At 72.2% G+C, this 20942-nt stretch carries 16 protein-coding genes; 9 read left to right on the plus strand and 7 right to left on the minus strand.

Going from position 1 to position 20942, the window contains the following annotated elements; all coding sequences use genetic code 11:
- Positions 1-2 precede the first annotated feature (2 nt).
- Together ABEA87_RS34670 and ABEA87_RS34675 are read right to left on the minus strand one after the other, a co-directional pair.
- Positions 3-824: a hypothetical protein gene (locus tag ABEA87_RS34670; protein WP_345636967.1), complete on the minus strand. Its 822-nt coding sequence runs from the start codon at positions 822-824 to the stop codon at positions 3-5.
- A gap of 629 nt (positions 825-1453) precedes the next feature.
- Positions 1454-4663 carry a putative Ig domain-containing protein gene (locus ABEA87_RS34675; RefSeq protein ID WP_345636969.1) on the minus strand — a complete coding sequence of 1070 codons (3210 nt, stop codon included), beginning with the start codon at positions 4661-4663 and terminating at the stop codon, positions 1454-1456.
- Positions 4664-5063: 400 nt separating this feature from the next.
- On the opposite strand from ABEA87_RS34675, the gene ABEA87_RS34680 reads away from it, so the two are divergent.
- The 7 genes from ABEA87_RS34680 to ABEA87_RS34710 all read left to right on the plus strand — a co-directional run bounded on the left by ABEA87_RS34680 (position 5064) and on the right by ABEA87_RS34710 (position 10757).
- On the plus strand, positions 5064-5600 hold the full coding sequence (locus tag ABEA87_RS34680; protein WP_345636972.1) for a hypothetical protein: 537 nt from the start codon (positions 5064-5066) through the stop codon (positions 5598-5600).
- A gap of 85 nt (positions 5601-5685) precedes the next feature.
- Positions 5686-6672 carry a hypothetical protein gene (locus ABEA87_RS34685; protein ID WP_345636974.1) on the plus strand — a complete coding sequence of 329 codons (987 nt, stop codon included), beginning with the start codon at positions 5686-5688 and terminating at the stop codon, positions 6670-6672.
- Positions 6669-7121 carry a hypothetical protein gene (locus ABEA87_RS34690; protein WP_345636976.1) on the plus strand — a complete coding sequence of 151 codons (453 nt, stop codon included), beginning with the start codon at positions 6669-6671 and terminating at the stop codon, positions 7119-7121. Before ABEA87_RS34685 ends, ABEA87_RS34690 begins: the two co-directional genes overlap by 4 nt.
- 134 nt (positions 7122-7255) lie before the next feature.
- Positions 7256-7594 (plus strand): GlsB/YeaQ/YmgE family stress response membrane protein, encoded by a 339-nt coding sequence (locus ABEA87_RS34695; protein ID WP_345636978.1) that lies wholly within the window; start codon positions 7256-7258, stop codon positions 7592-7594.
- 67 nt (positions 7595-7661) lie between these two features.
- Positions 7662-8426: an enoyl-CoA hydratase/isomerase family protein gene (locus ABEA87_RS34700; protein ID WP_345636980.1), complete on the plus strand. Its 765-nt coding sequence runs from the start codon at positions 7662-7664 to the stop codon at positions 8424-8426.
- Positions 8427-8701: 275 nt separating this feature from the next.
- Positions 8702-9817 carry a cellulose binding domain-containing protein gene (locus tag ABEA87_RS34705; protein WP_345636982.1) on the plus strand — a complete coding sequence of 372 codons (1116 nt, stop codon included), beginning with the start codon at positions 8702-8704 and terminating at the stop codon, positions 9815-9817.
- 139 nt (positions 9818-9956) lie between these two features.
- Positions 9957-10757: an alpha/beta fold hydrolase gene (locus tag ABEA87_RS34710; RefSeq protein WP_345636984.1), complete on the plus strand. Its 801-nt coding sequence runs from the start codon at positions 9957-9959 to the stop codon at positions 10755-10757.
- 64 nt (positions 10758-10821) lie between these two features.
- Here the strand turns inward: ABEA87_RS34710 and ABEA87_RS34715 are convergent, their stop codons facing one another.
- From ABEA87_RS34715 to ABEA87_RS34735, 5 genes are all read right to left on the minus strand, one after another.
- Entirely contained in the window at positions 10822-13050 is a 2229-nt protein-coding gene (locus tag ABEA87_RS34715) for a glycogen debranching N-terminal domain-containing protein (protein ID WP_345636986.1), read from the minus strand.
- Between the two features lie 61 nt (positions 13051-13111).
- Positions 13112-13879 carry a FadR/GntR family transcriptional regulator gene (locus tag ABEA87_RS34720; protein WP_345636988.1) on the minus strand — a complete coding sequence of 256 codons (768 nt, stop codon included), beginning with the start codon at positions 13877-13879 and terminating at the stop codon, positions 13112-13114.
- A 146-nt stretch (positions 13880-14025) separates the two neighbouring features.
- Positions 14026-15831 (minus strand): putative bifunctional diguanylate cyclase/phosphodiesterase, encoded by a 1806-nt coding sequence (locus ABEA87_RS34725; protein WP_345636990.1) that lies wholly within the window; start codon positions 15829-15831, stop codon positions 14026-14028.
- Positions 15832-15986: 155 nt separating this feature from the next.
- Complete coding sequence (locus tag ABEA87_RS34730) at positions 15987-16778, minus strand: SAM-dependent methyltransferase (RefSeq protein ID WP_345636992.1); 792 nt, start codon at positions 16776-16778, stop codon at positions 15987-15989.
- A 140-nt stretch (positions 16779-16918) separates the two neighbouring features.
- Positions 16919-18802, minus strand: coding sequence for a transketolase (locus ABEA87_RS34735; RefSeq protein ID WP_345636994.1), 1884 nt, complete (start codon positions 18800-18802; stop codon positions 16919-16921).
- A gap of 351 nt (positions 18803-19153) precedes the next feature.
- On the opposite strand from ABEA87_RS34735, the gene ABEA87_RS34740 reads away from it, so the two are divergent.
- Together ABEA87_RS34740 and ABEA87_RS34745 are read left to right on the plus strand one after the other, a co-directional pair.
- Positions 19154-19519, plus strand: coding sequence for an SCP2 sterol-binding domain-containing protein (locus ABEA87_RS34740; protein ID WP_345636996.1), 366 nt, complete (start codon positions 19154-19156; stop codon positions 19517-19519).
- 9 nt (positions 19520-19528) lie between these two features.
- A partial coding sequence (locus tag ABEA87_RS34745) for an amylo-alpha-1,6-glucosidase (protein WP_345636998.1) occupies positions 19529-20942 on the plus strand: 1414 nt, incomplete at its 3' end.

A 20942-nucleotide genomic window follows, 5' to 3' on the forward strand; every position in this document is an offset into this window, starting at 1 on the left:
CGTTACTTGCCGGCGCCGGTACCGGCGCGCAGGGCGGCTTGCACGTCCGCCACGATGCCGGCGTGGTCGGCCGCCGTGAGGCTGTTGGTCTGCGAGGCGATGAGCTGATCGGCCGTCGCCTTGGCCAGCGCGTTGATCTGCGCCTGGGTCAGCGTCGGCGGGTTGCTGGCGAGGTTGGCGATCGCGGTGCGGATCTCCTTGAACCGCAACGGTGCCTTGAACCGGCCACCGTCGGTGCTGCTGCCGCCGCCCTCGACGGTCTGTCCGACCGTGGCGTACCAGATATCCGCGAGTGCCTGGGCGTTGGACACGCCCTTGACGATGTCCTGACCCTGAGGATCCATGTCCACCTCCAATGTCTGATTGACGAAGGGATCGAAGCCCGTCGCGTGCGCGCACGTGACGTGGTCGGATCGCCATGAGCAGTGGATGTGCCCGGTGTCGGTGCTGGTCTTGGTCGCCTCGCTGGCCTGCCAGGAGGTGTGCCAGCAACGGCCGTCGGCATCGGTCCAGTTGATGTACTTCAGGCACGGCAGCCGGCCCGCGCGCTTGGCGGCGATGATCCGCTGTGCCACCACGGGGCTGGTCGTCATGATGTCGATCGCCAGCACGTACGGATACGGCTGCGCCACGGGCCACGGGGTCGCGCTGTACGGGCAGTGGTCCTCGGGCGGTTTGGCCTTCAGATGCGTCGTGACGTCCCCGATGATCCCGTACACGGTGCCGTGCGCCTTGCAGGCCAGGGCGAGCGCCGCCGATGGATTCGAGGGCTTCCAGGGAGATCCGTCGGCGAGCCACTGCTGGTAGGTGGTAACCGTCGCCATTAACGCCTCCTTCCCCACGACGGCGCGTTCGCCGTCGGGTACCGCCGGATCCACCCGCCGCGCGCGGTCGCGCCGCCGCTCGGCACGGTGTGGCCGGCGCCGTCGGGGAATCCGCAGGGCTCTCGGCCGGTCCAGGGACGCGAGGGATCACGGGGGACCGCCGCCGAGGTGAGGTAGCAACTCTGGTGATGACTGACGAGGACGCCGCCTGCGACGCCCGGCGGTGACCGGGACGGCGGCCCTCGGGGCGCGACCGGAGCCGCGCGGCAGGGCGGTGAGTGCCGCGGGCGGCACGTCCGTCGCTGCGCAACGCGCCGGCCCTGCCCTTGGTTTCTGCTGATGACCTGCCTTGATGCTGCTGGTAAAAAGCCTGCTCCGAGGCTTGGGCGGTGTCAACGGCGGTCCGCCGAAGCCGATCTTGACGGTGCGCTGGGTGTCACTGATCCGACCGGCGCGAACGCGCGATGACCGGGGCGGTCGGCCGGCCATCGGCCGGCGGTTGGCGGGCAATCCGCCGGCACCCTGCCGGCGATCGGTCAGCGGATCGGAAGAGCGAGCCGGCGATCGGTCAGCGGATCGGAAGAGCGAGCCGGCGATCGGTCAGCGGATCGGAAGAGCGAGCCGGCAGATCAGAAGACCGAGATGGTCACGACGGCCGTGTAGGTGCCAGCGATCGTCTGTGGTGGCAGCGTGACCGTCAGGGACGGGTTCCACGCCGCCGAGTTCGCGGCGTTCGCACCGGACCACCGCGCCGCCACCTGGGCGCTGCTGAGGATGGCGCCGGGCTGGGCGAAGAAGGTCCCGGTTCCGGTGGTGGTCAGCGCGGGCCCGGACGCGTACCCGACGTTGTTGTGCGGGATGGTCAGCGGGGCCGTACCCGCGCCGGTGGTGAAGTCCGTGGTGGACACGGTGGCTATCCAGTTGCCGGAGCCCGGTCCGCGGTCGTCGGTGACCGTGACGACGCCGAGTTGGCCGGTCACCGAGCCGTCCGGCACGCCGGCCGTGCCGAGGTCGGCGGTGGCCGGCACGGTGATGGACAGGCCGCCGACCGGAGTGATCACCAGCGTGACGGGCCGGGTCGCGCTCTGCCCGAATCCGTCGGTGACCCGGACGGTGAAGGTGAAGCTGCCGGCGGCGGTGGGGGTGCCGGACAGCAGGCCGGTGGACGGGACCAGGCTGAGGCCGGCCGGCAGCGATCCGGCGCTGACCGACCAGGTGAACGGCGCGGTGCCGCCGGTCACGGTCAGCTGGTACTGGTACGGCTCGTACTGCTTGCCGGCGGGTGGGTCGGGGAAGGTCAGGGTGGGCGCCGCCGCGATGGTCAGAGTCACCGGCTGCGTGGCGGACACTGAGCTGGCGTCGGTGACCCGGACGGTGAAGGTGAAGCTGCCGGCGGCGGTGGGGGTGCCGGACAGCAGGCCGGTGGACGGGGCCAGGCTGAGGCCGGCCGGCAGCGATCCGGCGCCGACCGACCAGGTGAACGGCGCGGTACCGCCGTTGACCGTCAACTGGTCGTGGTAGGCGGCGCCGACCTCGCCCGCCGGCGGCGGCGGGAACGACAGGCTGGGCGGCTGGTTGACCATGACAGGCGCGGAGGCCGCCGAGGCGGGGCCGGTGCCCGCGGCGTTGACCGCGGCGACCCGGAACGTGTAGATGGCTCCGCCGGTCAGCCCGCCGAAGGTCTGGGTGGTGTTGGTACCGGGGAAGAGCTGTGACGGCTGCGCCACCCCGGCCAGGTACGGGGTGACCACGTACCCGGTGATCGCCGAGCCGCCGTTGGACGGCGCCGTCCAACTCAGCACGGCCGAGGCGCTGCCCGCGGTGACCGAGGTGATGGTCGGCGCCCCGGGCACCGTGTACGGGGTGACCGAGTTGGACGCCGGGCTGTTCGCGCCGGTGCCGAAGGCGTTGACCGCCGCGACCTGGAAGGTGTACGCGGCACCGGCGGTGAGCCCGGTCAGGGTACGGGTGGTGGTCGAGGCGTCGAAGGACACCGGTGGCTGGGCCACCCCGTCCCGGGTGGGAGTGACCACGTACCCGGTGATCGGGCTGCCGTTGGCGGCCGGCGCGTTCCAGCTCACCGTGGCGCTGGTGATCCCCGCGCTGGCGGTCGGCGCGGCCGGCGCCGCGGGACCCGCGGCGTAGACGTAGCTGGCGAAGCCCGCGACGCCGAGCGTGACCACGGTGACCCGCACCGTGGCGGGGGAGGACCGGCCCGGCATTGAGGAGATGGACAGGCTGCCGTCGGCGTTGACGGTGAAGCAGCCGGCCGCGGGGCCGGAGGCGCAGGGTGGCAGCACCACCGGGGTGCCGGCCTGCTGCTCGGCCGTCGTGCCGATCTCGACGGCGTTGGCGCCGGTGAGGTTCGTGCCGGTGATGGTCACCGCTATGCCGCCGGCGATCGAGCTGATGGCCGGCACGACGGTGATGCCGGAGGGGGTGGCGGGCAGCGTGCCGGGCGTGGATGAGGAGGAGTAGCCGGGATTCGCGTCCGCCGAGGACGAGGTGACCACCGACGCGGTCTGGATGAGGGAGGGGGTCACGCCGGTACCGGTGACGATCGCGGTCACCGTGATCGGCGGCAGCGAGGTGCCGGCGCCGAACGGGCCGTTGCTGTTGACGCACGTGATGGTCTGGCCGGATGGCGCCGCGCAGACCCAGCCGGAGCCCCTGGCGGTCACCGGAACGACGCCCGCGGGCACCGTCTCGGTCACCGAGACCGGCGAGTTCTCGTTCGCTCCCGGGCCGACCCCGGCGGTGACCACGTAGCTGACCGGATCGCCCGGCTGCGGCGCGGTGCCGTTGTAGCTGACCTGCGACACGGTCAGGTCGGGCACCGGGGTGAAGCTGGTGGCGACGGTGTTGTCCACCTCGTGGAAGTCCGTGACGGCGCCGGTCGAGCCGACCCACCCGAACGCGAGCTGCTTGGGAATGCCGTTCGCGTTCAGCCAGCTCGACGACGGGTACAGCGTCGAGGACACCACGGGCAGCGCGCCCTGCATGGTGATGGGGCTGCCACCCACCGGCGTGAACCGCACCCGGTACTGCCCGGCGGGCACGACCATCCCGGAGTTCGTGGTGAAGGTCGAGGCGGTGCTGTTGATGACCACCTCGACCGGGATCTGGGAGGCCGCTCGGGTCGCCGCGCGCAGCGCCAGGGCGGGCGAGGTGGTGGTAGTGGCGGTGCTGTTGAGGGCGCAGTACCCGACCGTGTTGCGGCCCGGCCCGCGGATCAGGACCTGGCCGGGTACCCGGCCGAGGGTCGCGATGTAGGCCGGGTTGGTGCAGCCGGTGCCCTGGTAGGTGGTGGTGCTGTAGTTGCCGAAGGTGTCGAACCCGATGCCCAGGTACCCGTTGGGTAGCCCGGCGGTGGTGCCGAACGCCGCCGAGTACCCCAGCGAACCACCGGTCGGGCCGAGCGAGGCCGGCGACAGTGGGCTGGCGGGGTCGACGGCGGCCAGCACGAACGCCAGCCCGTCGGCCCCCGGGCTGATGCCGCCGTACTGGTACGTGTTGAAGGTGATGTCCAGGCCCTGCGAGGTCGGCACGCTGACCGCCCCGAACACCCCGCCGGCCTTGCTCGCAGTGGCGTCGGTGAGCCGCAGCTTGCCCGAGCCCTGCGGGTCGGTCGAGGTGGTGCAGCTGAGCAGGGGGCCGGTGGTGGAGTTGCCGGCGGCCGACAGGCAGGCGCTGTTGGGTCGGGCCAGCGCGGCCGGCAGCACCACCGCGCCGGTGCCGTTCGCGGTGTTGTTGTGGAACGGCTGGTTGAACAGCGTCGAGCCCGCCGCCACCGCTGGACCGGACGTGGACGCCAGGCCGGCCGCGACGACAACAGCCACAGTGACCGCCGCCAGCAGGCGTGGCCGGCACCCTGCCATCGCGCTTCCACCCCGATCCGTGCGCGTTGAAACGGCCGGCGCTCGGGCCGCGCGGCTCTCGCCGCTGGTGTGATCCGTTCGAGCCGGCCGTTCGTCATCCGAATGCTTGTCGCGATCGGCCTTCGTCGGCGGTCGATCGACGTGCAGACGATAGCGAGGCGGCGCGGGCGTGGCGTTTCAAATGGCAATTCTTCCGGAAAAATCAGACAGAGCCGTGCCGATCCATAGTGGACGCGCGGCGTGCCGGCATCGGTCCCGTTATTGGGCAAATGAGCGGTGTAAGTCCGTTTTGTTCGTTTATGCTCCGGACCGCGGGGGTGGGAGACAGCCTCGCGCTCACATCGAGAAATTTGGAGTCTTCATGAAGAAAGCTCTCGTCGGATCCGGGCTGGCCGGTCTTGCGCTGGCCGTCGGATCGGCGGTACCCGCGATGGCCGCGGACACCGCCACCACCCTCACTGTCACGTCCGCGGGGTTGTCCATCAGCGTGCCCGGCACGGCGAACATCGGTACCGGCGGTCCCGGCACCACCATCTCCGGGCAGCTCGGCACCGTGACGGTGACGGACGCGCGCGCCCTGCTGAACGCGAGCTGGAACGCCTCGGTGATCTCGACGGACTTCACCACCGGCACCGCCAGCCCGGCCGAGACCATCCCGAACATCAACGTTCTGTACTGGTCCGGTCCGGCGACCGCCACCGCCGGCCCCGGCACCTTCACGCCCGGCCAGCCCGCCGCGGCCGACGCGGTGATCATCAACGTCCCCCGCACCGCCTTCAGCCTTACCGGCGGCACCGGCAACAACGCCGCCTCCTGGAACCCCACCCTGCAGGTCAATGTGCCGAACGGAACCGTCGGCGGCATCTACACCGGCACGGTGACCCATTCGGTGTTCTAACCGCCCCCGCCGGCTGGTGATTCTGGCATCCGCCGCCCTCGCGGCATTGGCGATGCCGGTGTCACCAGCTGGTGCTGGGCGGGCCGTGGCGGCGCCGACGGCGGACCCGCCGAGCCTGAGCATCAGGGTCCTGGACGTGCCGACGGCACGGATCGACGATCCCCGCGCGCTGGCCTACATCATCGACTTCCTGAACCCCGGGGACACGATCCGCCGCCGGGTCGAGGTGAAGAACACCTCACCACAGACGCAGCACGTCGACATGTACGCCGGCGCCGCCGCGGTGGTCAACGACACCTTCACGCCGGCCACCGCCCCGCCGGAAGAAGACCTGACCGGCTGGGTGAGCCTGGATTCGCCCAGCCTGGACCTGAAGGCCGGGGCCACCCAGAACGTCTGGGCGACCATCACGGTGCCGCGCGACGCGGTCAAGGGCGAACGCTACGGCGCCATCTGGGCGCAGATCAGCCGGCCGCCGAAGCCCGGCAGCACGGTCGGCGAGAACAACCGGGTGGGCGTGCGGATGTACCTCGACATCGGACCGGGCGGCGAGCCGCCGACCGACTTCCGCATCGGGGACATCACCATCTCGGGCGGCCACGGCCCGTGGCCGCTGGTCACCGCGAGGGTCGACAACACCGGCGGGCGGGCCATCGACATGACGGGAAGCCTGACGCTGACCAACGACGACGGCTCCGTCAAGGCCGGTCCGTTCGAGGTCACCAACGGCGTGACGATCCTGCCCGGTCAGAGCGGACCGGTGCAGGTGCCCATCGACAAGCAACTGCCGGCCGGAGCCTGGACCGCCAAGCTCACCCTGGCCAGCGGCACCACCACGCGTACCGCCTCGGCCACCTTCACCCTCCCGGTCGCGGGTACGCGGGCGGCCATCATGGCATCCGGCACGCCGTGGACGAAGCTCGGCGCCGCCGCGACCCTGGCGGTGCTGCTCATCGTGGCCGCGCTGCTGCTGACCCGGTACCTGCTGCGGCGGCGCGGAAATCCGGGGCAGCCGCGACACCGCAGGACCCGCCGCGCCACGGCGCCATTCGCCGCACGGGAATTCCGATGACCGACCGTGCGACGCCGGGTCGCCGCACGCCGGGCCCCCGGCGTGCGGTGGCGACCACCACCGCGATGATCGCGATCGCGGTGGCCGCGCTCGCCGCGGTCGCCGTGGTGGCGTTGCCCGCCGTCGGGCTCGGCCCCGCGCCGCGCACGGTGCGTCCGGCCGCACAGGTACGCGCCGCGACCGCCGCGCCCGGCAGCGTCATTCTCGAGGTGACACCCGCGCCGCCGACCGCGAGCCCGAGCCACACCCCGAGCCCGAGCCGCACCGCGACGCCGGGCCCGGCCCGGACCACGCCGCACGGGCCGTTGCCCATCACGGGGAACACCCCGGCGACCGGCATGCTGGTCGCGCTCGGCGCCCTGCTCCTGCTCGCCGGGGCAGCCGTGGCGCTCGCCGCCCGGAGCCGGTCCGGCCACGGGCCCTCGCGCCCGGCACCGCCCGGTGCCTGATACCGCCCGGTGCCTGATACCGCCCCGTGCCTGATACCGCCCCGTGCCTGATACCGGGCGGTGTCTGATAGCGGGCGGAGCCGGCGTGGTGTTCTCGAGATGCCGATCGGGCCGACCGGGCCGATACTGGGCTCATGCGCGTCTCGGACTTGGTCGCGATCCCGATCGGCGTGGTCCTCGGGGTGCTCGGCCGGCTGGTGCTGCCCGGCCGGCAGCGCATCGGCGTGTTCGTCACGTTCCTGATCGGGGTCGCCGCCGCGGTGGCCGGCACCTGGGTCGCCGGGCGCCTCTCGCTCGGTCGCTGGGACGTCCACTGGCACCGGCTGTCCTGGAACTGGGTCCTGCTGGCCATCCAGGTCGGCTTCGCGGCCATCGGGGTCGGGCTGGCGACCATGGTGACGCACACCGCGATCGCCGACAACGACGACCGCCCGCGCCGGCGCACCCGGCACGGGCCGAGAACCAGCCGCTGAGCCCACGGAGTACGGTGTCGGGACGCCGTGAGGTTGATCCTCCGGGAGGGCGTACCGAGGGTGGCGCATGTCTGAGCATCTGCGGCTGGAGTTCGACGACCGGCTGGCCACGATCGTCATCGACCGGGGTGCCAAGCGCAACGCGCTGAGCCTGGACATGTGGCGGGCGATCCCCGGACACGTGGAGCGGGTGCGCGAGCGTGGGGCGCGGGTGCTGATCGTGCGTGGCGGCGACGACTTCTCCGCCGGGGCGGACATCAGCGAGTTCGGCACGCTGCGCAGCGGCATCGACGGGGCCCGCCGGTACGCGGAGGCGGTGCACGCGGCCGGGTGCGCGCTGACGACGCTGGAGATCCCGACGATAGCGGCGATCACCGGGGTCTGTGTCGGCGGTGGCTGCGAGATCGCGCTGGCGTGCGACATCCGGGTCGCGGCGGCCGACTCCCGGTTCGGCATCACGCCGGCCAACCTCGGCATCGTGTACCACTTCGACTCGACCCGCCGGCTGGTGGAGGCGGTGGGCCCGGCATGGGCCAAGCAGATCCTGTTCTCGGGGGACATCTTCGACGCGGCCACCGCGCTGCGCGTCGGACTGGTCAACGAGGTGCACCCGGCGGCGGAGGTGCGCGACCGCGCGGTCACGTTGGCACGGCGGATCGCCACCCGGGCCGCGGTCAGCGTGCGGGGCGCGAAGACCATCGTGGGCCGCATCGTGGACGGCGAGCCCGGCGACGATCCCGCCGTGACCGCGCTCTACGACGAGGCGACCGCCAGCGCCGAGTACGCCGAGGGCGTGTCGGCCTTCATGTCCGGCCGGCCGCCCCGCTTCTGATCGGCCGCCCCGCTTCTGATCGACCGCCCCGCTTCTGATCGACCGCCCCGCTGTTGACCGGCCGCCTCGCTCCTGACCGGCCCTTCCGCTTCTAAGCAGCCCCGCCGCTGGCTGGTATTGGCTCCCGTCCGCTCCGTCTGGCGCGCCATCGCATCGACGGATGACTATTATCGACGGGAACCGCGCTGTGGCCGCCGGGGCCTCGCCGCAGCCGGTCGCGTGCGCGCGGCCGGTCCGTCATGCACGCCAATCCCCGAGCGGCAAGGACTCTCACCATGGTCAAGCGCATCATCGGCGCCGCCGTCACGGCGGCCGCCCTCCTGCTCACCGTGCTGGCGATCGCCCAGCCGGCCTGCTCGGCGGCCACGCCGATCCGCATCATGCCGCTGGGCGACTCCATCACCGGCTCACCCGGCTGCTGGCGCGCCCTGCTCTGGAACAGGCTGACCAGCGCCGGGTACACGAACATCGACTTCGTCGGAACCCTGCCACCGCAGGGCTGCGGGGTGTCCTACGACGGGGACAACGAGGGGCACGGCGGCATCCTGGCCACCGGCATCGTGAGCCAGAACCTGCTGCCCGGCTGGTTGTCCGCCACCCACCCGGACATCGTGCTGATGCACCTGGGTACCAACGACGTGTGGAGCAACCTCTCGCCGGCCACCATCCTGTCGGCGTTCGGCACGCTCGTCGACCAGATGCGCGCCAGCAATCCGAACATCAAGGTGCTGGTCGCCCAGATCATCCCCATGAACCCGAGCAACTGTGCCGAATGCGCGGCCCGGGTGGTCGCGCTGGACAGCCAGATCCCGGCCTGGGCGAGCGCCAAGAGCACCGCCGCGTCCCCGGTGACGGTGGTGGACCAGTGGACCGGGTTCGACGACAGCACCGACACCGTGGACGGCGTACACCCCAACGACTCCGGCAACCAGAAGGTGTCCGACCGGTGGTACCCGCCGCTGGCGGCGCTGCTGAGCCCGTCGTCGTCGCCCTCCCCGTCCCGGCCGGCCTCGCCGTCGCCGTCCCCGTCCCGGTCGCCCTCGTCCCCGCCGCGTACGGATTCGCCGACGCCGCCGCCCACCGGCGGCTCGGCCTGCGCGGCGACCTACGCGGTCGCCAGCCAGTGGCCGGGCGGCTTCCAGGCCGGCGTGACCATCCGGAACTCCGGCGCGGTCCCGATGTCCGGCTGGCGGGTGAGCCTCGGCTTCACCGCCGGGCAGGCGGTCACCCAGGCGTGGAACGCGGTGGCGACCCAGGCCGGCGGGACGCTCACGTTGACAAACCTGTCCTACAACGGCTCCCTCGCGCCGGGCGCGAGCACCAGCGCCGGGTTCCTGGCGAACTGGACGAGCGGCAATCCGGCCCCGTCCATCACCTGTACCCCCGGCTGAGCCGGGTACCGGCAGCTCATCCGCCGGAGGCGGTCCCCGCCAGGGGTCGTCTCCGGCCGGGTCCGGAGGCGGGTTGACAGTCATTGGCTAATAGGATTAGCCTAATGGCTATCAAGGACAGCTTAGAGAGGCGCCGACCATGACCACCCAGTTTCTTGACGTGCCCGACGGGCGAATCGCCTTCGACGACACCGGCGACGGCCCCCTGGTCGTCTGCATCCCGGCGATGGGTGATATCCGCGCCGAATACCGCTTCCTCGCTCCCCGTCTGGTTTCGGCGGGCTACCGGGTGGTCACCTTCGACCTGCGTGGCCTGGGTGAATCCAGCGTCAACTGGCCGGAGTACGGCAGCGCACCCACCGCCCGCGACCTGATGGCGCTGCTGCGCCACCTGGACGCCGGCCCCGCCGTCGTCTACGGTTGCTCGCTCGGCTCCGCCTCGGCCGTGTACGCCGACGCCGAGGCGCCCGACCTGATCCGGGGGATGGTGCTGGCCGGGCCGTTCGTCCGGGACGCGCCGACCACCCGGGCCACCCGGATCGGCGCCAAGATGCTGCTCACCCCCGGCCTGACCAAGCCGCTGTTCCTCAGCTACTTCCCGAAGTGGCTGCCGACGCGGCCGGCGGACTTCGCCGAGTACCTGACCAGGCTGCGCGCCAACCTCGGCGAGCCGGGCAGGATCGACGCCGTGCGCGGGCTGCTCCGCAGCTCGCACCGGGAGGCGGAGGCCCGCCTCGACCGGGTCAGCGCCCCGGCGATCGTGCTGATGGGCACCAAGGACATCGACTTCCCGGACCCGGCCGCCGAGGCGCGGTGGATCGGTGACCGCCTGCACGCTGAGGTGGTCATGCTCGACGGCGAGGGGCACCACCCGCACGTCGGACACCCGGACCAGGTGGCCGAGCTCGTCGAGCGATTCATCAAGGGGCTTCCGGCCTGACCCGCGGCCCGACACCGCCGGCATGGCGCCGCGCCTCAGCCGCCGTGGAGTGGGGGACCGCGTCTCAGCCGCCGCGGCGGGACAGGCGGCTCTGCATGGTGGGCTGGCGGATCACCGTGATGCGGTCGCCGCGGGTACGCACGATGATCCGGCCATTGCGGCGGCGGAGTACGGCCAGATCGAAGGTGGCCTCGCCTACCCGTACCCCGTGCAGTTCCAGGTCGGGTAGCCAGTCGGGCAGGTGCGGATCGACCAGGATGGTGCGCAGCGGCGCGACCGGGCGCAGGGCGAGCAGCGCCTGCACGATGGCGACGATCGCGCTGGCCGACCAGCCCTGCGGCGAGCACGCCTGCGGATGCACACCGGGGTGCGGATGCGCCGGATCGCGCGGCAGGCCGCTCATCGCCTCGGGGAGCCGATGCCCCTCGAACAGTCCGGCGGCCGAGAAGGTGGCCTCCGCGAGCCGGTGCAGCTGGTCCACGCAGCCGTACCGGGCCAGGCCCAGCGCCGTGGTACCGGCGTCGACCGGCCAGACGGTGCCCCGGTGGTAGCTGAACGGGTTGTAGGCCGGGTGGTCGGCCGACAGCGTGCGCACGCCCCAGCCGCTGAACATGTCGTCGGCGAACAGCCGGCGGGCCAGGGCGTGGGCGTACCGGGGCGGCACGATGCCGCTGGCGAGCAGGTGGCCGTCGTTGGAGCTGACCGAGCGCACCTGCCGCCGGTCCGGCCCCAGCGCCTGCGCGTAGCTGTGGTGATCCGGCATCCAGTAGGCGGGGTGGAAGCGCCGGCGCAGCCGGGCCGCCCGGGCCAGCAGGCCGGCGGCGCGACCGCGCTCACCGATGAAGGCCAGGGTGACGGCCGCGTGGCGCAGGGCGGCGTAGTGGTAGCCCTGCAGTTCGCTGGTGGCGATCGGGTTCTCCACCACCCGGCCGTGCTCGTCGACGATGGCGGTCTCGGAGTCCTTCCATCCCTGGTTCTTCACGCCGCCGGGCGAGCGCCGCCGGTACTCCAGGAAGCCGTCCCCGTCGCGGTCGGCGTCGCGCGACAGCCAGTCGAGCACGCCGTGCGCGGTCGGCCGCAGCTCCCGGACCGTCGCGTGATCACCGGTCCAGGCGAGGTACTGGCCGAGGAACACCAGAAAGTCCAGCGGGGTGGCCCAGTCGCCGTAGTAGGCGCCGAGCGGGTCGAGGCCGAGCGCGGACAGGGGCCCGTGGCGCGCCTCGTGCATCAGCTTGCCCGGCTCCTCGTCGTGCCAGTCGTCGACGCGCCGGCCGATGCGCGCGGCGTTGAGCCGCAGGCTGTCCCGCAGCATGGTCGGGCCGGCCAGCAGTGACTGCCACGAGATGGTCAGCGTGTCCCGGCCGAAGAACTGTTGGTAGAACGGCACGCCGGCGAACGGCGCCGCGGGCCCCGGCTGATCGCCCAGCGGCATGGTGGCCAGATCGTCGACGGCCGTCGCCCACGCCGTCGTCACGTCCCGATTGGAGCTGTGCAGGCGGGCGAACTCCCCGGCGAGCACGGTGCGGGCCCGCCCGGCGTCGTCGTGGGTCTCCGCGTAGCTCGCCTGCGGGGCGGTCATCCGATGGCCGTCGAACACGGGCTCGGCGACCAAATCGATGAAGGTCGAACCATTGGGCTGCACGGTCAGGATCGCCTCGACGGAGTCCGGTCCGGTGTGCTCCACCGGGACCGGGGACTCGACCCGGATCGCCACCGCGCGGTCCAGATCGGGGTGGTCGGGGTCGGGGTGGCCGTAGACCAGGCGCAGTTCCTGGCTCGGTTGGCTCCACTCCCGGCGCACCGGCACCTGCCGCTGCTGCCAGCCGCGCACGGCCTCCTGGGTGTCGGCGAAGTCGGTCTCGAACTGGACGCCGACACGCACCTGGCGCGGTCCCTCGGCCCAGCTGTGCAGGGCGAGCCGGGTGCGCAGGCCCTCGCCCAGGAACCGCTCGATGGTGAGGTAGCAGGCCTCGGACGGCAGCTTCTCACCGTCGGACAACTCCACATAGGACAGTTGTGCGTGCGCACCGACGTTGACGGTGTGGAAAGAGACCGGTTCGCGGCCGTCCACGGTGATGCGCTCCCGGCACAGCAGCCGGGTGTTGTGCGCGAAGAATCCCTGCGGGTTCACGCCGTTGATCCGCCCGTGTACGTCGGTGACGAGCGTGGACCATCCGCTGGCCAGGTACAGCAGGGCGGGGCGTACCCGTGCGTCCCGTACCACGCCCATCGTCGCCTCCACGCCGTCGGCGGTCCCGTTGCGGCGGGCTGTACCCGTCCGGTCGCGGATCACACGCCGGACGGTGCGGGCGGCGGCAATCGGCTCAGGCGGCGCGGTTGCGGGTGGCGACGGCTCAGGTGGTGTCCGGGCGGACGGCGCGGGACGAACGGGACGATCGGCCCCGCCGCGCACCCCGGCCGAGGTGCCGGCTCATGATGCCGGTGGCCGCCTCGACATCGCGGCGCTCCAGCGCCTTCACGAAGTCCAGGTGCTCCCGGGTGCCGCGGCCGGCCGTCCTCGGCGCGACCTCCTGATCCTCCCGCGTCGACCCGAGCAGGGGACCGTGGAAGCTGTGCACCAGCATCTCGATCGCGGCGTTGTGGGTCGCGCCGGCGACCCGCACGTGAAACCGTGCGGACAGGCCCGTCGAGGTGTCCTCGTCGTCCCGGGCGGCCCGCTGCTGTTGGCACAGCCGGTACAGGTCGGCCAGATCCTCGTCGGTCACCCGCTCCACCACCAGCGGCACGATGCCGAGTTCGAACACCCTGCGCGCCTCGTTGACGTCGTCGACGGTCAGCGGGCTCAGGCCGACCAGATCCGCGAGGCTGGCGCCGACCCGCTCGGTGGACGGTACGGTGACGAAGGCACCGCCTCGCGCACCGACCCGGATCTCCACCAGACCGCCGGCCTCCAGCACGCGCAGCGCCTCCCGCACGGTGACCCGGCTGACCCCGAACGACTCGCACAGGTCGCGCTCGCTGGGCAGCCGGTCACCGGGCTTGAGCCGGCCCTGCCGGATCAGCAGCCGCACCTGTTCGACTATCGCCCCGGAGACCCGACCGAGGTGTACCGGGCTGAACAGGTCACGCCTGGCGCCATCGCCGGTGATATCCGCAGACATGGCGGCCATTGTTACAGGTAACTTCCGCGCTGTGTGGCCGCCGGCCCGCCGCCGGCTGATGGTATTACCAAAATGCGCGGCGGTGCCTCACCGACCTCCGTCCGTTGTGGACGGTCGATCGTGGCTCGGCGCGGGGCGCTACCGGCCTACCACGCCGGGTCCGGCGATTCGCTCGTCGCGCTCACGACCGTGCCGAGCAGTTCGGGAATCCGCTCGGGGTCGACCGGTTCGGCGAGGTGGAATCCCTGCCCGAGGTCGCAGCCGAGCCGGGTCAGGCGCTGCGCCTGGGTGGCGGTCTCGATGCCCTCGGCGGTGATGGTCAGGCCGAGGTCGTGGCACAGCGAGATCAGCGCCGGCAGGATCGTGCGGTTGGACCGGCGCGGCGCGTCGGAGCTGCCCAGACCGCGCAGGAAGCCGGTGGCCAGCTTGACCGCCTGGATCGGCAGCTCCGAGAGGTAGGCGAGGCTGGAGTAGCCGGTGCCGAAGTCGTCGAGGGCCAGCCGGATGCCGAGGTCGTGCAGCGCGTGCAGGTTGGCCAGGGCCGAGCCGCCGGTGTCGTCGAACGCGTTCTCGGTGATTTCCAGCTGAAGCTGGTGCGGGGGCAGCCCGGCCCGGTCGAGCACGTCGGCGACGAGGGCGGGCAGCCCCGGATGGCGGATCTGCGTGGTCGCGAGGTTGACGCTGACCAGGTGCGGCCCGGAGGCCAGGTCCTGCCACCGCGCGGCCTGGGCGCACGCCAGGCGCAGCAGGTGCAGGCCCAACGGCTCGATCAGGCCGGTGTCCTCGGCCGCCGCGATGAACTGCGCCGGGCCGAGCACGCCGAGCCGTGGGTGCCGCCATCGGGCCAGGCCCTCCACGCCGACCACCGTGCGGTCGATGAGCCGGACCAGGGGCTGATAAACCAGGGTGAATTCGCCGTCGCGCAGGGCCGCCGGCATCTGCGCGCCCAGCGCGTGCCGGGCCACGTCGGCGGCGTTGCGCTTCGGATCGAACACCGCCCACGAGCAGTGCCGGTTGCGGTTGACCCAGCCGAGCGTGATGTGCGCCGCGCGCAGCAGTTCGGTGGGGTCGGTGCCGGCGGCGGGCCGCTCCACGATGCCGGCCCGGCCGGTGACCGAGATCTGGTGGCCGTCGAGCAGGACCGGCTCCGGCAGCACGGCCAGCACCTCGTCCGCGGCCTTGACGACCTCGTCCGGGCCGCTGGTGCGCTCGATCAGCAGGGCGTACTCGTCGCGGCCCAGGTGGGCGAGGAAGCGACCCCGGCCGGCGGCGAGGGGGCACAGCCGCTCGGCGACCGCGAGCAGGACCTGGTCGCCGGCGGCGGGCCCGAGGCTGTCGTAGACGGCGCCGAACCGGTCGAGGTTGAGCAGGCAGATGCCCAACCGCAGGCCGGCGGGCGGGTCGGTGAGCAGGTCGGTCAGCCGCCGGGTCAGCGCCGCCCGATTGGGCAGGCCGGTCAGCGGGTGGTGGAGCAGGGCGTGCTGCAGGTCCTCCTGCAGGCGCTCCTGCCTGCGGCGCCACGCGGCCCGCTCGGCGTGGCGGATGCCTTCGGCGGCGGTCAGCGCCTGCTCGCGCAGCGCGTCGGTGAAGCCGGTGGCGAGCCGCCCCAGCAACGTGGGCAGCCCGACCCGCGCCTGGTCGTCGTCGAGGCTCAGGGCCGCCGGCAGGCGCCGCCCGAGCAGGGCGAGGCTGGCGCCGAGGGCCTCGGGCGCGGACAGGTTGGCGTCGACCAGGTCGGCGCCCACCCGGCACCCGGCGAGCTCGTCCAGCGGCTTGGCCGAAAGCGCCGCCGCGAGCCGACCGAGGCAGTCGAGCAGGACCGGCAGCGCGTGGACGCGCCCGCCGGGGACGAAGGTGGTCCGGGCGACCGCGTCGAACCAGTCCCGCGCGAGGTCGCGCAGCGCGGGTGGGGCACCGTTGCCGGGTGCCGGAGCGAGCTGGGGCTCCGTCATCAGTGCCCCTTTCGGATCGCGGGGGTGCGGCGCGGGGTGCCACCGCCGCGGGAGGTGTGGTGCGAGGGCGACCGCCGCGGCGCCGGTCCCGCGATTATCGTCCCGTCGCGGGCGAGAATCCAGTCGCCAAGATAAGCATGGTTATCGATGCGTGATCACGGCTTGCGGCCGACCGCGGCCAGCACGCCGGGATGGGCCACGACGGTGTCGGCCGGATCCGGGTGCCACTCCGACACCGGCACGATCCCGGGCTCCACCAGGTCCAGGCCGGTCATCAGGGACCCGACGGCATCCACGGTGCGCAGGTGCAGCGGCGTGGTGGTCTGCTTGTACATCGTGCTGATGGTCTGCACGTCGGCCTCGACCGGAGTGCCGTGCGACATGGCGAGGTAGCTGCCGGAAACCAGCGCGTCGCGGATCTCGGAGACGATGCCGGCCGGGTTGTCGTCGTCCGACACGAAATGCAGAACGGCGATCATCAGCACGGCCACCGGCTGGGAGAAGTCCAGCATCTCCACCACGTCGGGGTGGTACAGGATCTCGCCCGGGCGGCGTAGATCGCCCTCGATGGACACGGCCCGGGGATTGGCGGCCAGGATGGCCCGGCCGTGCTCGACCGCCACCGGGTCGATGTCCACGTACACCACGCGGGCCTCGGGCGCGGCGTCCTGCGCCACCTCGTGCACGTTGCCCAGCGTCGGGATGCCCGAGCCGATGTCGAGGAACTGGCGGATGCCCGCGCGTGCCAGCCACTGCACCGCGCGACCCAGGAACGCCCGGTTGGCGTGGCCGAGCAGCCTGGCGCCGGGCATCGCGGCCTCGGCCCGCTCGACGAACTCCCGATCGATCGCGAAGTTGTGGTAGCCGCCCAGGGCGTAGTCGTACATCCGGGCGGCGTTGGGCACGTTGACGTCCAGACCCTCCGGCACCCAGTCAGGCATCTCCATCGGACGCTCCCGTTTCACGCGACGGCCAGTCCTCGCCGGTCCGCCGCGGGCAACGGCCCCGGCCGCCGGCCCTGCCACTCTATGGGCATGACGGGTCGCGGGTCGGGGCGGGGGCACGGGCACACGCCCGGGCGAAGCGCTCAGGCCGGTGCGGCGATCAGTCGCCGGGCCGCGGTCAGGATGGCGTCCACCCCGATGCCGGCGGCGTCCATCAGTTCGGTGGACGTGCCCGAGGTGGGCAGGTCGCGCACTGCCAGATGAGTCAGGTGCAGCGGCTCCCCGAGGTCGGCCAGCGCCTCCAGCACGGCCGAGCCCAGGCCGCCCTCCGGGTAGTGGTCCTCCACCACCACCAGCCGGCCTCCGGTGGCCCGGACGGCGGCGACCAGCGCGTCGCGGTCCACCGGCTTGACCGAGTACAGGTCGATGACCCGGACGTCGGCGCCCTCGGCGGCCAGCGCGTCCGCGGCGGCCAGGCAGTTGTGCACGGTGACCCCGGCGCCGATGAGCGCCACTCGGTCCCGGTCGCCACCGCGCAGCTGCTTGCTGCCGCCGATCGGGAACTGCTCGTCGTTGCCGTACAGCACCGGGTAGGTGCCTCGGGTGGTGCGCAGGTAGCTGATGCCCTCACGGTCGGCCATCGCCGCCACCAGCGCCGCGCAGGAGACCGCGTCGCACGGGTACAGCACCGTCGACCCGTGCACCGCGCGGATGCTGGCCAGGTCCTCCAGGCCCATCTGCGAGGGGCCGTCGGCGCCGATCTCCACCCCGGCGTGCGAACCGCACAGGGCCAGGTTCGCCCGCGAGATGGCGGCCATCCGGATGAAGTCGTACGCGCGGGACAGGAACGCGGCGAACGTGGAGACGAACGGCCGGTACCCGCGCACCTGCAGCCCCACGGCCGCCGAGACCATCTGCTGTTCGGAGATGAACATCTCGAAGAACCGGTCCGGGTAGGTCTTGGCGAACTCCTCGGCGTGCGTGGAGTCGCTGACCTCGCCGTCCAGGGCTACCACGCTGCCGCGCGCGCCCACCGCCAGCAGCGCGTCCCCGTACGCCTTGCGGGTGGCCACCTTGGCGCCCGGCTCGTAGTGTGGCAGCCGGATCTGGCCCCCGCCGTCCGGCGAGTGCGGGGTCGTCGGGTCGGGCGGCGTGCCGGCCACCACTATCTCGCGTGCCCCGCCGAGCGCGGCCAGCGCCCGCTCCGCGACGTCGGGCTTAAGCGGCTTGCCGTGGAAGCCGTTCTGGTCCTCAATCTCCGGGACCCCGCGCCCCTTGACCGTGCGGGCCAGCACCACCGTCGGCGCCTCGGCGCCGCGCGCCCGCAGCAGGGCGGCGTCGATCTGCTCCAGGTCGTGCCCGTCGACGCAGATCGCCTCGCAGCCGAACGCCTCGACCCGCCGCTGGTACGCGTCCAGGTCCCACTCCAACTCGGTCGGCCCGCGCTGGCCGAGCCGGTTGACGTCCACAATGGCGGTGAGGTTGCGCAGCCGGTAGTGCCGCGCCTTGTCCAGCGCCTCCCAGATCGAGCCCTCAGCCATCTCGCTGTCCCCGCACAGCGCCCAGACGTGGTACGGCAGCTTGTCGAGGTACCGGCCGGCGAGCGCGATGCCGACGGCGATGGGCAGCCCCTGCCCGAGCGAGCCGGTCGCGACGTCGACCCACGGGATCTCGGGCGTCGGGTGCCCCTGCAGCCGGGAACCGAACCGGCGGTACCCGTTCAGGAGTTCCTCGTCGGAAATCGCGCCGGTCGCCTTGAACACGGAGTACAGCAGCGGACTGGCGTGGCCCTTGGAGAAGATGAGGTGGTCGTTGCCGGGGTTGTCCGGGTGGGCCCAGTCGTAGCGCAGGTGCCGGGAGATGAGCACGGCCAGCAGATCGGCCGCCGACAGGCTGGACGAAGGGTGCCCGGAGCCCGCGCTGGAACTGCTGCGGATGGAGTCGGCGCGCAGCTGTGCGGCCAGCTCGCGCAGTTCGTCGAGGTCGGCGGGGCGCAGCCCGGATACGGTCTTCGTCCTGACGGCCATGCTCGCCTCCAGCGCCTGGGTCGCGCGCCCCCGGCGGCGTACGGGTGACGCCGCGCCGTACCGCAAGCCGGCCGACCCGCGTCGCGGGCCGGCCGACCGCCCTACGCGAACGATAACCACGGGAACCGGCGCGCGGGCGCCGACCGGGACACCGTCCGCCAATCGCGTGACCCGCGACGGGTTCATCCCTTCCGGGTGATGCCCGGGCACCACGGGGGGCGCGATGCTTGCCTCGCCAGCCGTGCCTTTCCGCCCGGCTCGGCCGGTGTGCCCCGGTCCGGCGTCGCGACCCCGGCCGGCGGCGCGATCGGCACCGATCGGGCTCGTCGCGCCTGACGAAGGGAGGATCTGATGCCGGATCCGACCGTCGAGCTGTTCGAGCGGCTCGGCCGCCGGGCCCACGATCCGATGCTGGAGTACGTGCGTGGCACGGTCCGGTTCGACCTCGCGACGGACGCGGAGATTCTCTACTGGTTGGTCACCATCGACGACGGCGACCTGAGGGTGACCAGGGAGGAGGCGGACGCGGACTGCGTCGTGCACAGCACCAAGGCCCGGTTCGACCGGATCGCGATCGGCTCGGAGAGCGCGATGGCGATGCTGCTGCGCGCGGAGGTCGTCGCGCACGGCGACATCCAGCTGCTCGTCCTGTTGGAGCGCCTGCTTCCCGGACCGCCCGGTGCGAAGGGCCCGCGACTGGCCAAGGGCGCGCGGTGAGTGGGGACGATGAGCGACAACCTGGTCCAGATCCTCCACGGCAACACGTTCGTGGTCAGCGACTCGAACGGGGACTTCGAGGAGTCGCCGGCCGCGGCCACCGGGCTGTTCTCGTTCGACACGCGGTTCCTGTCGACCTGGGTGCTGACCGTCAACGGTGATCGGCTGCAGGCGCTGTCAGTGGACGACCTGCAGTACTACGAAACCCGGTTCTTTCTGGTGCAGGGCGAGGCGACGCAGTACATCGACGCGAACGTGTCGGTCATCCGGCACCGCTGGGTCGGCAACAGCTTCCAGGAACGGTTGACCATCATCAACCACGACCAGAAACCGGCCGACCTGACTCTGCGCATCGAGGCCGGCTCCGACTTCGCGGACCTTTTCGAAGTCCGCAACGTGCAGCCGAAGAAGGGGCGCAAGTACGCCCGGATCGAGGACGGTTCGCTGTTTCTCGGATACGAGCGCGGCGCCTTCCGGCGGGAGACCACCATCACGCCGGTCGGGCCGGGGACCGTCGACGAGCACGGGCTGACCTACCACGTGCGCATCGACCCGCAGCAGACCTGGACCACCGACGTGCTCGTCAAGACCAGGCTGCTCGGCCCGGGCGGCTCGGATTTCCGGGCGCCGCTGTCCGGCCGCGAGCAGCAGCGGCCCCAGGTGGCCCAGGACCTGAAGGAGTGGATGAGGAAGGCGCCGCGGCTGGACAGCGACTGGAAACTGCTGGTCTCCACCTACCGGCGCAGCCTGATCGACCTGGCCGCGCTGCGGTTCACGCCGCTGGCCGCACGCGGGCACGAGCTGCCCGCGGCCGGGCTGCCCTGGTTCATGAGCATTTTCGGCCGGGACAGCATCTTCACCAGCCTGCAGGCGCTGCCGTTCTACCCGGAGCTGGCCGAGGCGACGCTGGGGATACTCGGCCGGCTACAGGGATCCAGGTTGGACGACTTCCGGGAGGAGGAGCCGGGCAAGATCCTGCACGAGTTCCGGTACGGGGAGTCGGCGGCGTTCGAGGAGCAGCCCCACTCGCCGTACTACGGTGCGGCCGACAGCTCCGCGCTGTTCGTGATCCTGCTCGACGAGTACGAGCGGTGGACCGGCAAGGCGAAGGTGGTGCGCGCGTTCGAATCGCGGGCGCGGGCCGCCCTGGAGTGGATGGACACCTACGCCGACCTGGTCGGCAACGGGTACGTCTACTATCAGCGGCGCAACGAGCAGACCGGGCTGGAGAACCAGTGCTGGAAGGACTCCTGGGACTCCATCTCCTACCGGGACGGCCGGATCCCGGCGGGTCCGCGGGCGACGTGTGAGCTTCAGGGGTATGCGTATGACGCGAAGCGGCGGGCGGCGCGGTTGGCGCGGGAGTTCTGGAACGATCCGGGGTTGGCGGATCGGCTTGAGGCGCAGGCGGCGGAGTTGAAGC

The sequence above is a fragment of the Rugosimonospora acidiphila genome, assembly GCF_039543385.1.
Classification (GTDB): Bacteria; Actinomycetota; Actinomycetes; order Mycobacteriales; family Micromonosporaceae; genus Rugosimonospora; species Rugosimonospora acidiphila.

Excerpts from the sequence above, each read along its gene's own strand:
- ABEA87_RS34730 (WP_345636992.1), bottom strand. The coding sequence starts at position 16,778 with ATGGAGATGCCTGACTGGGTGCCGGAGGGTCTGGACGTCAACGTGCCC.
- ABEA87_RS34710 (WP_345636984.1), top strand. The coding sequence starts at position 9,957 with ATGACCACCCAGTTTCTTGACGTGCCCGACGGGCGAATCGCCTTCGAC.
- ABEA87_RS34700 (WP_345636980.1), top strand. The coding sequence starts at position 7,662 with ATGTCTGAGCATCTGCGGCTGGAGTTCGACGACCGGCTGGCCACGATC.
- ABEA87_RS34670 (WP_345636967.1), bottom strand. The coding sequence starts at position 824 with ATGGCGACGGTTACCACCTACCAGCAGTGGCTCGCCGACGGATCTCCC.
- ABEA87_RS34695 (WP_345636978.1), top strand. The coding sequence starts at position 7,256 with ATGCGCGTCTCGGACTTGGTCGCGATCCCGATCGGCGTGGTCCTCGGG.
- ABEA87_RS34690 (WP_345636976.1), top strand. The coding sequence starts at position 6,669 with ATGACCGACCGTGCGACGCCGGGTCGCCGCACGCCGGGCCCCCGGCGT.
- ABEA87_RS34740 (WP_345636996.1), top strand. The coding sequence starts at position 19,154 with ATGCCGGATCCGACCGTCGAGCTGTTCGAGCGGCTCGGCCGCCGGGCC.
- ABEA87_RS34725 (WP_345636990.1), bottom strand. The coding sequence starts at position 15,831 with ATGACGGAGCCCCAGCTCGCTCCGGCACCCGGCAACGGTGCCCCACCC.
- ABEA87_RS34735 (WP_345636994.1), bottom strand. The coding sequence starts at position 18,802 with ATGGCCGTCAGGACGAAGACCGTATCCGGGCTGCGCCCCGCCGACCTC.
- ABEA87_RS34720 (WP_345636988.1), bottom strand. The coding sequence starts at position 13,879 with ATGTCTGCGGATATCACCGGCGATGGCGCCAGGCGTGACCTGTTCAGC.
- ABEA87_RS34705 (WP_345636982.1), top strand. The coding sequence starts at position 8,702 with ATGGTCAAGCGCATCATCGGCGCCGCCGTCACGGCGGCCGCCCTCCTG.
- ABEA87_RS34680 (WP_345636972.1), top strand. The coding sequence starts at position 5,064 with ATGAAGAAAGCTCTCGTCGGATCCGGGCTGGCCGGTCTTGCGCTGGCC.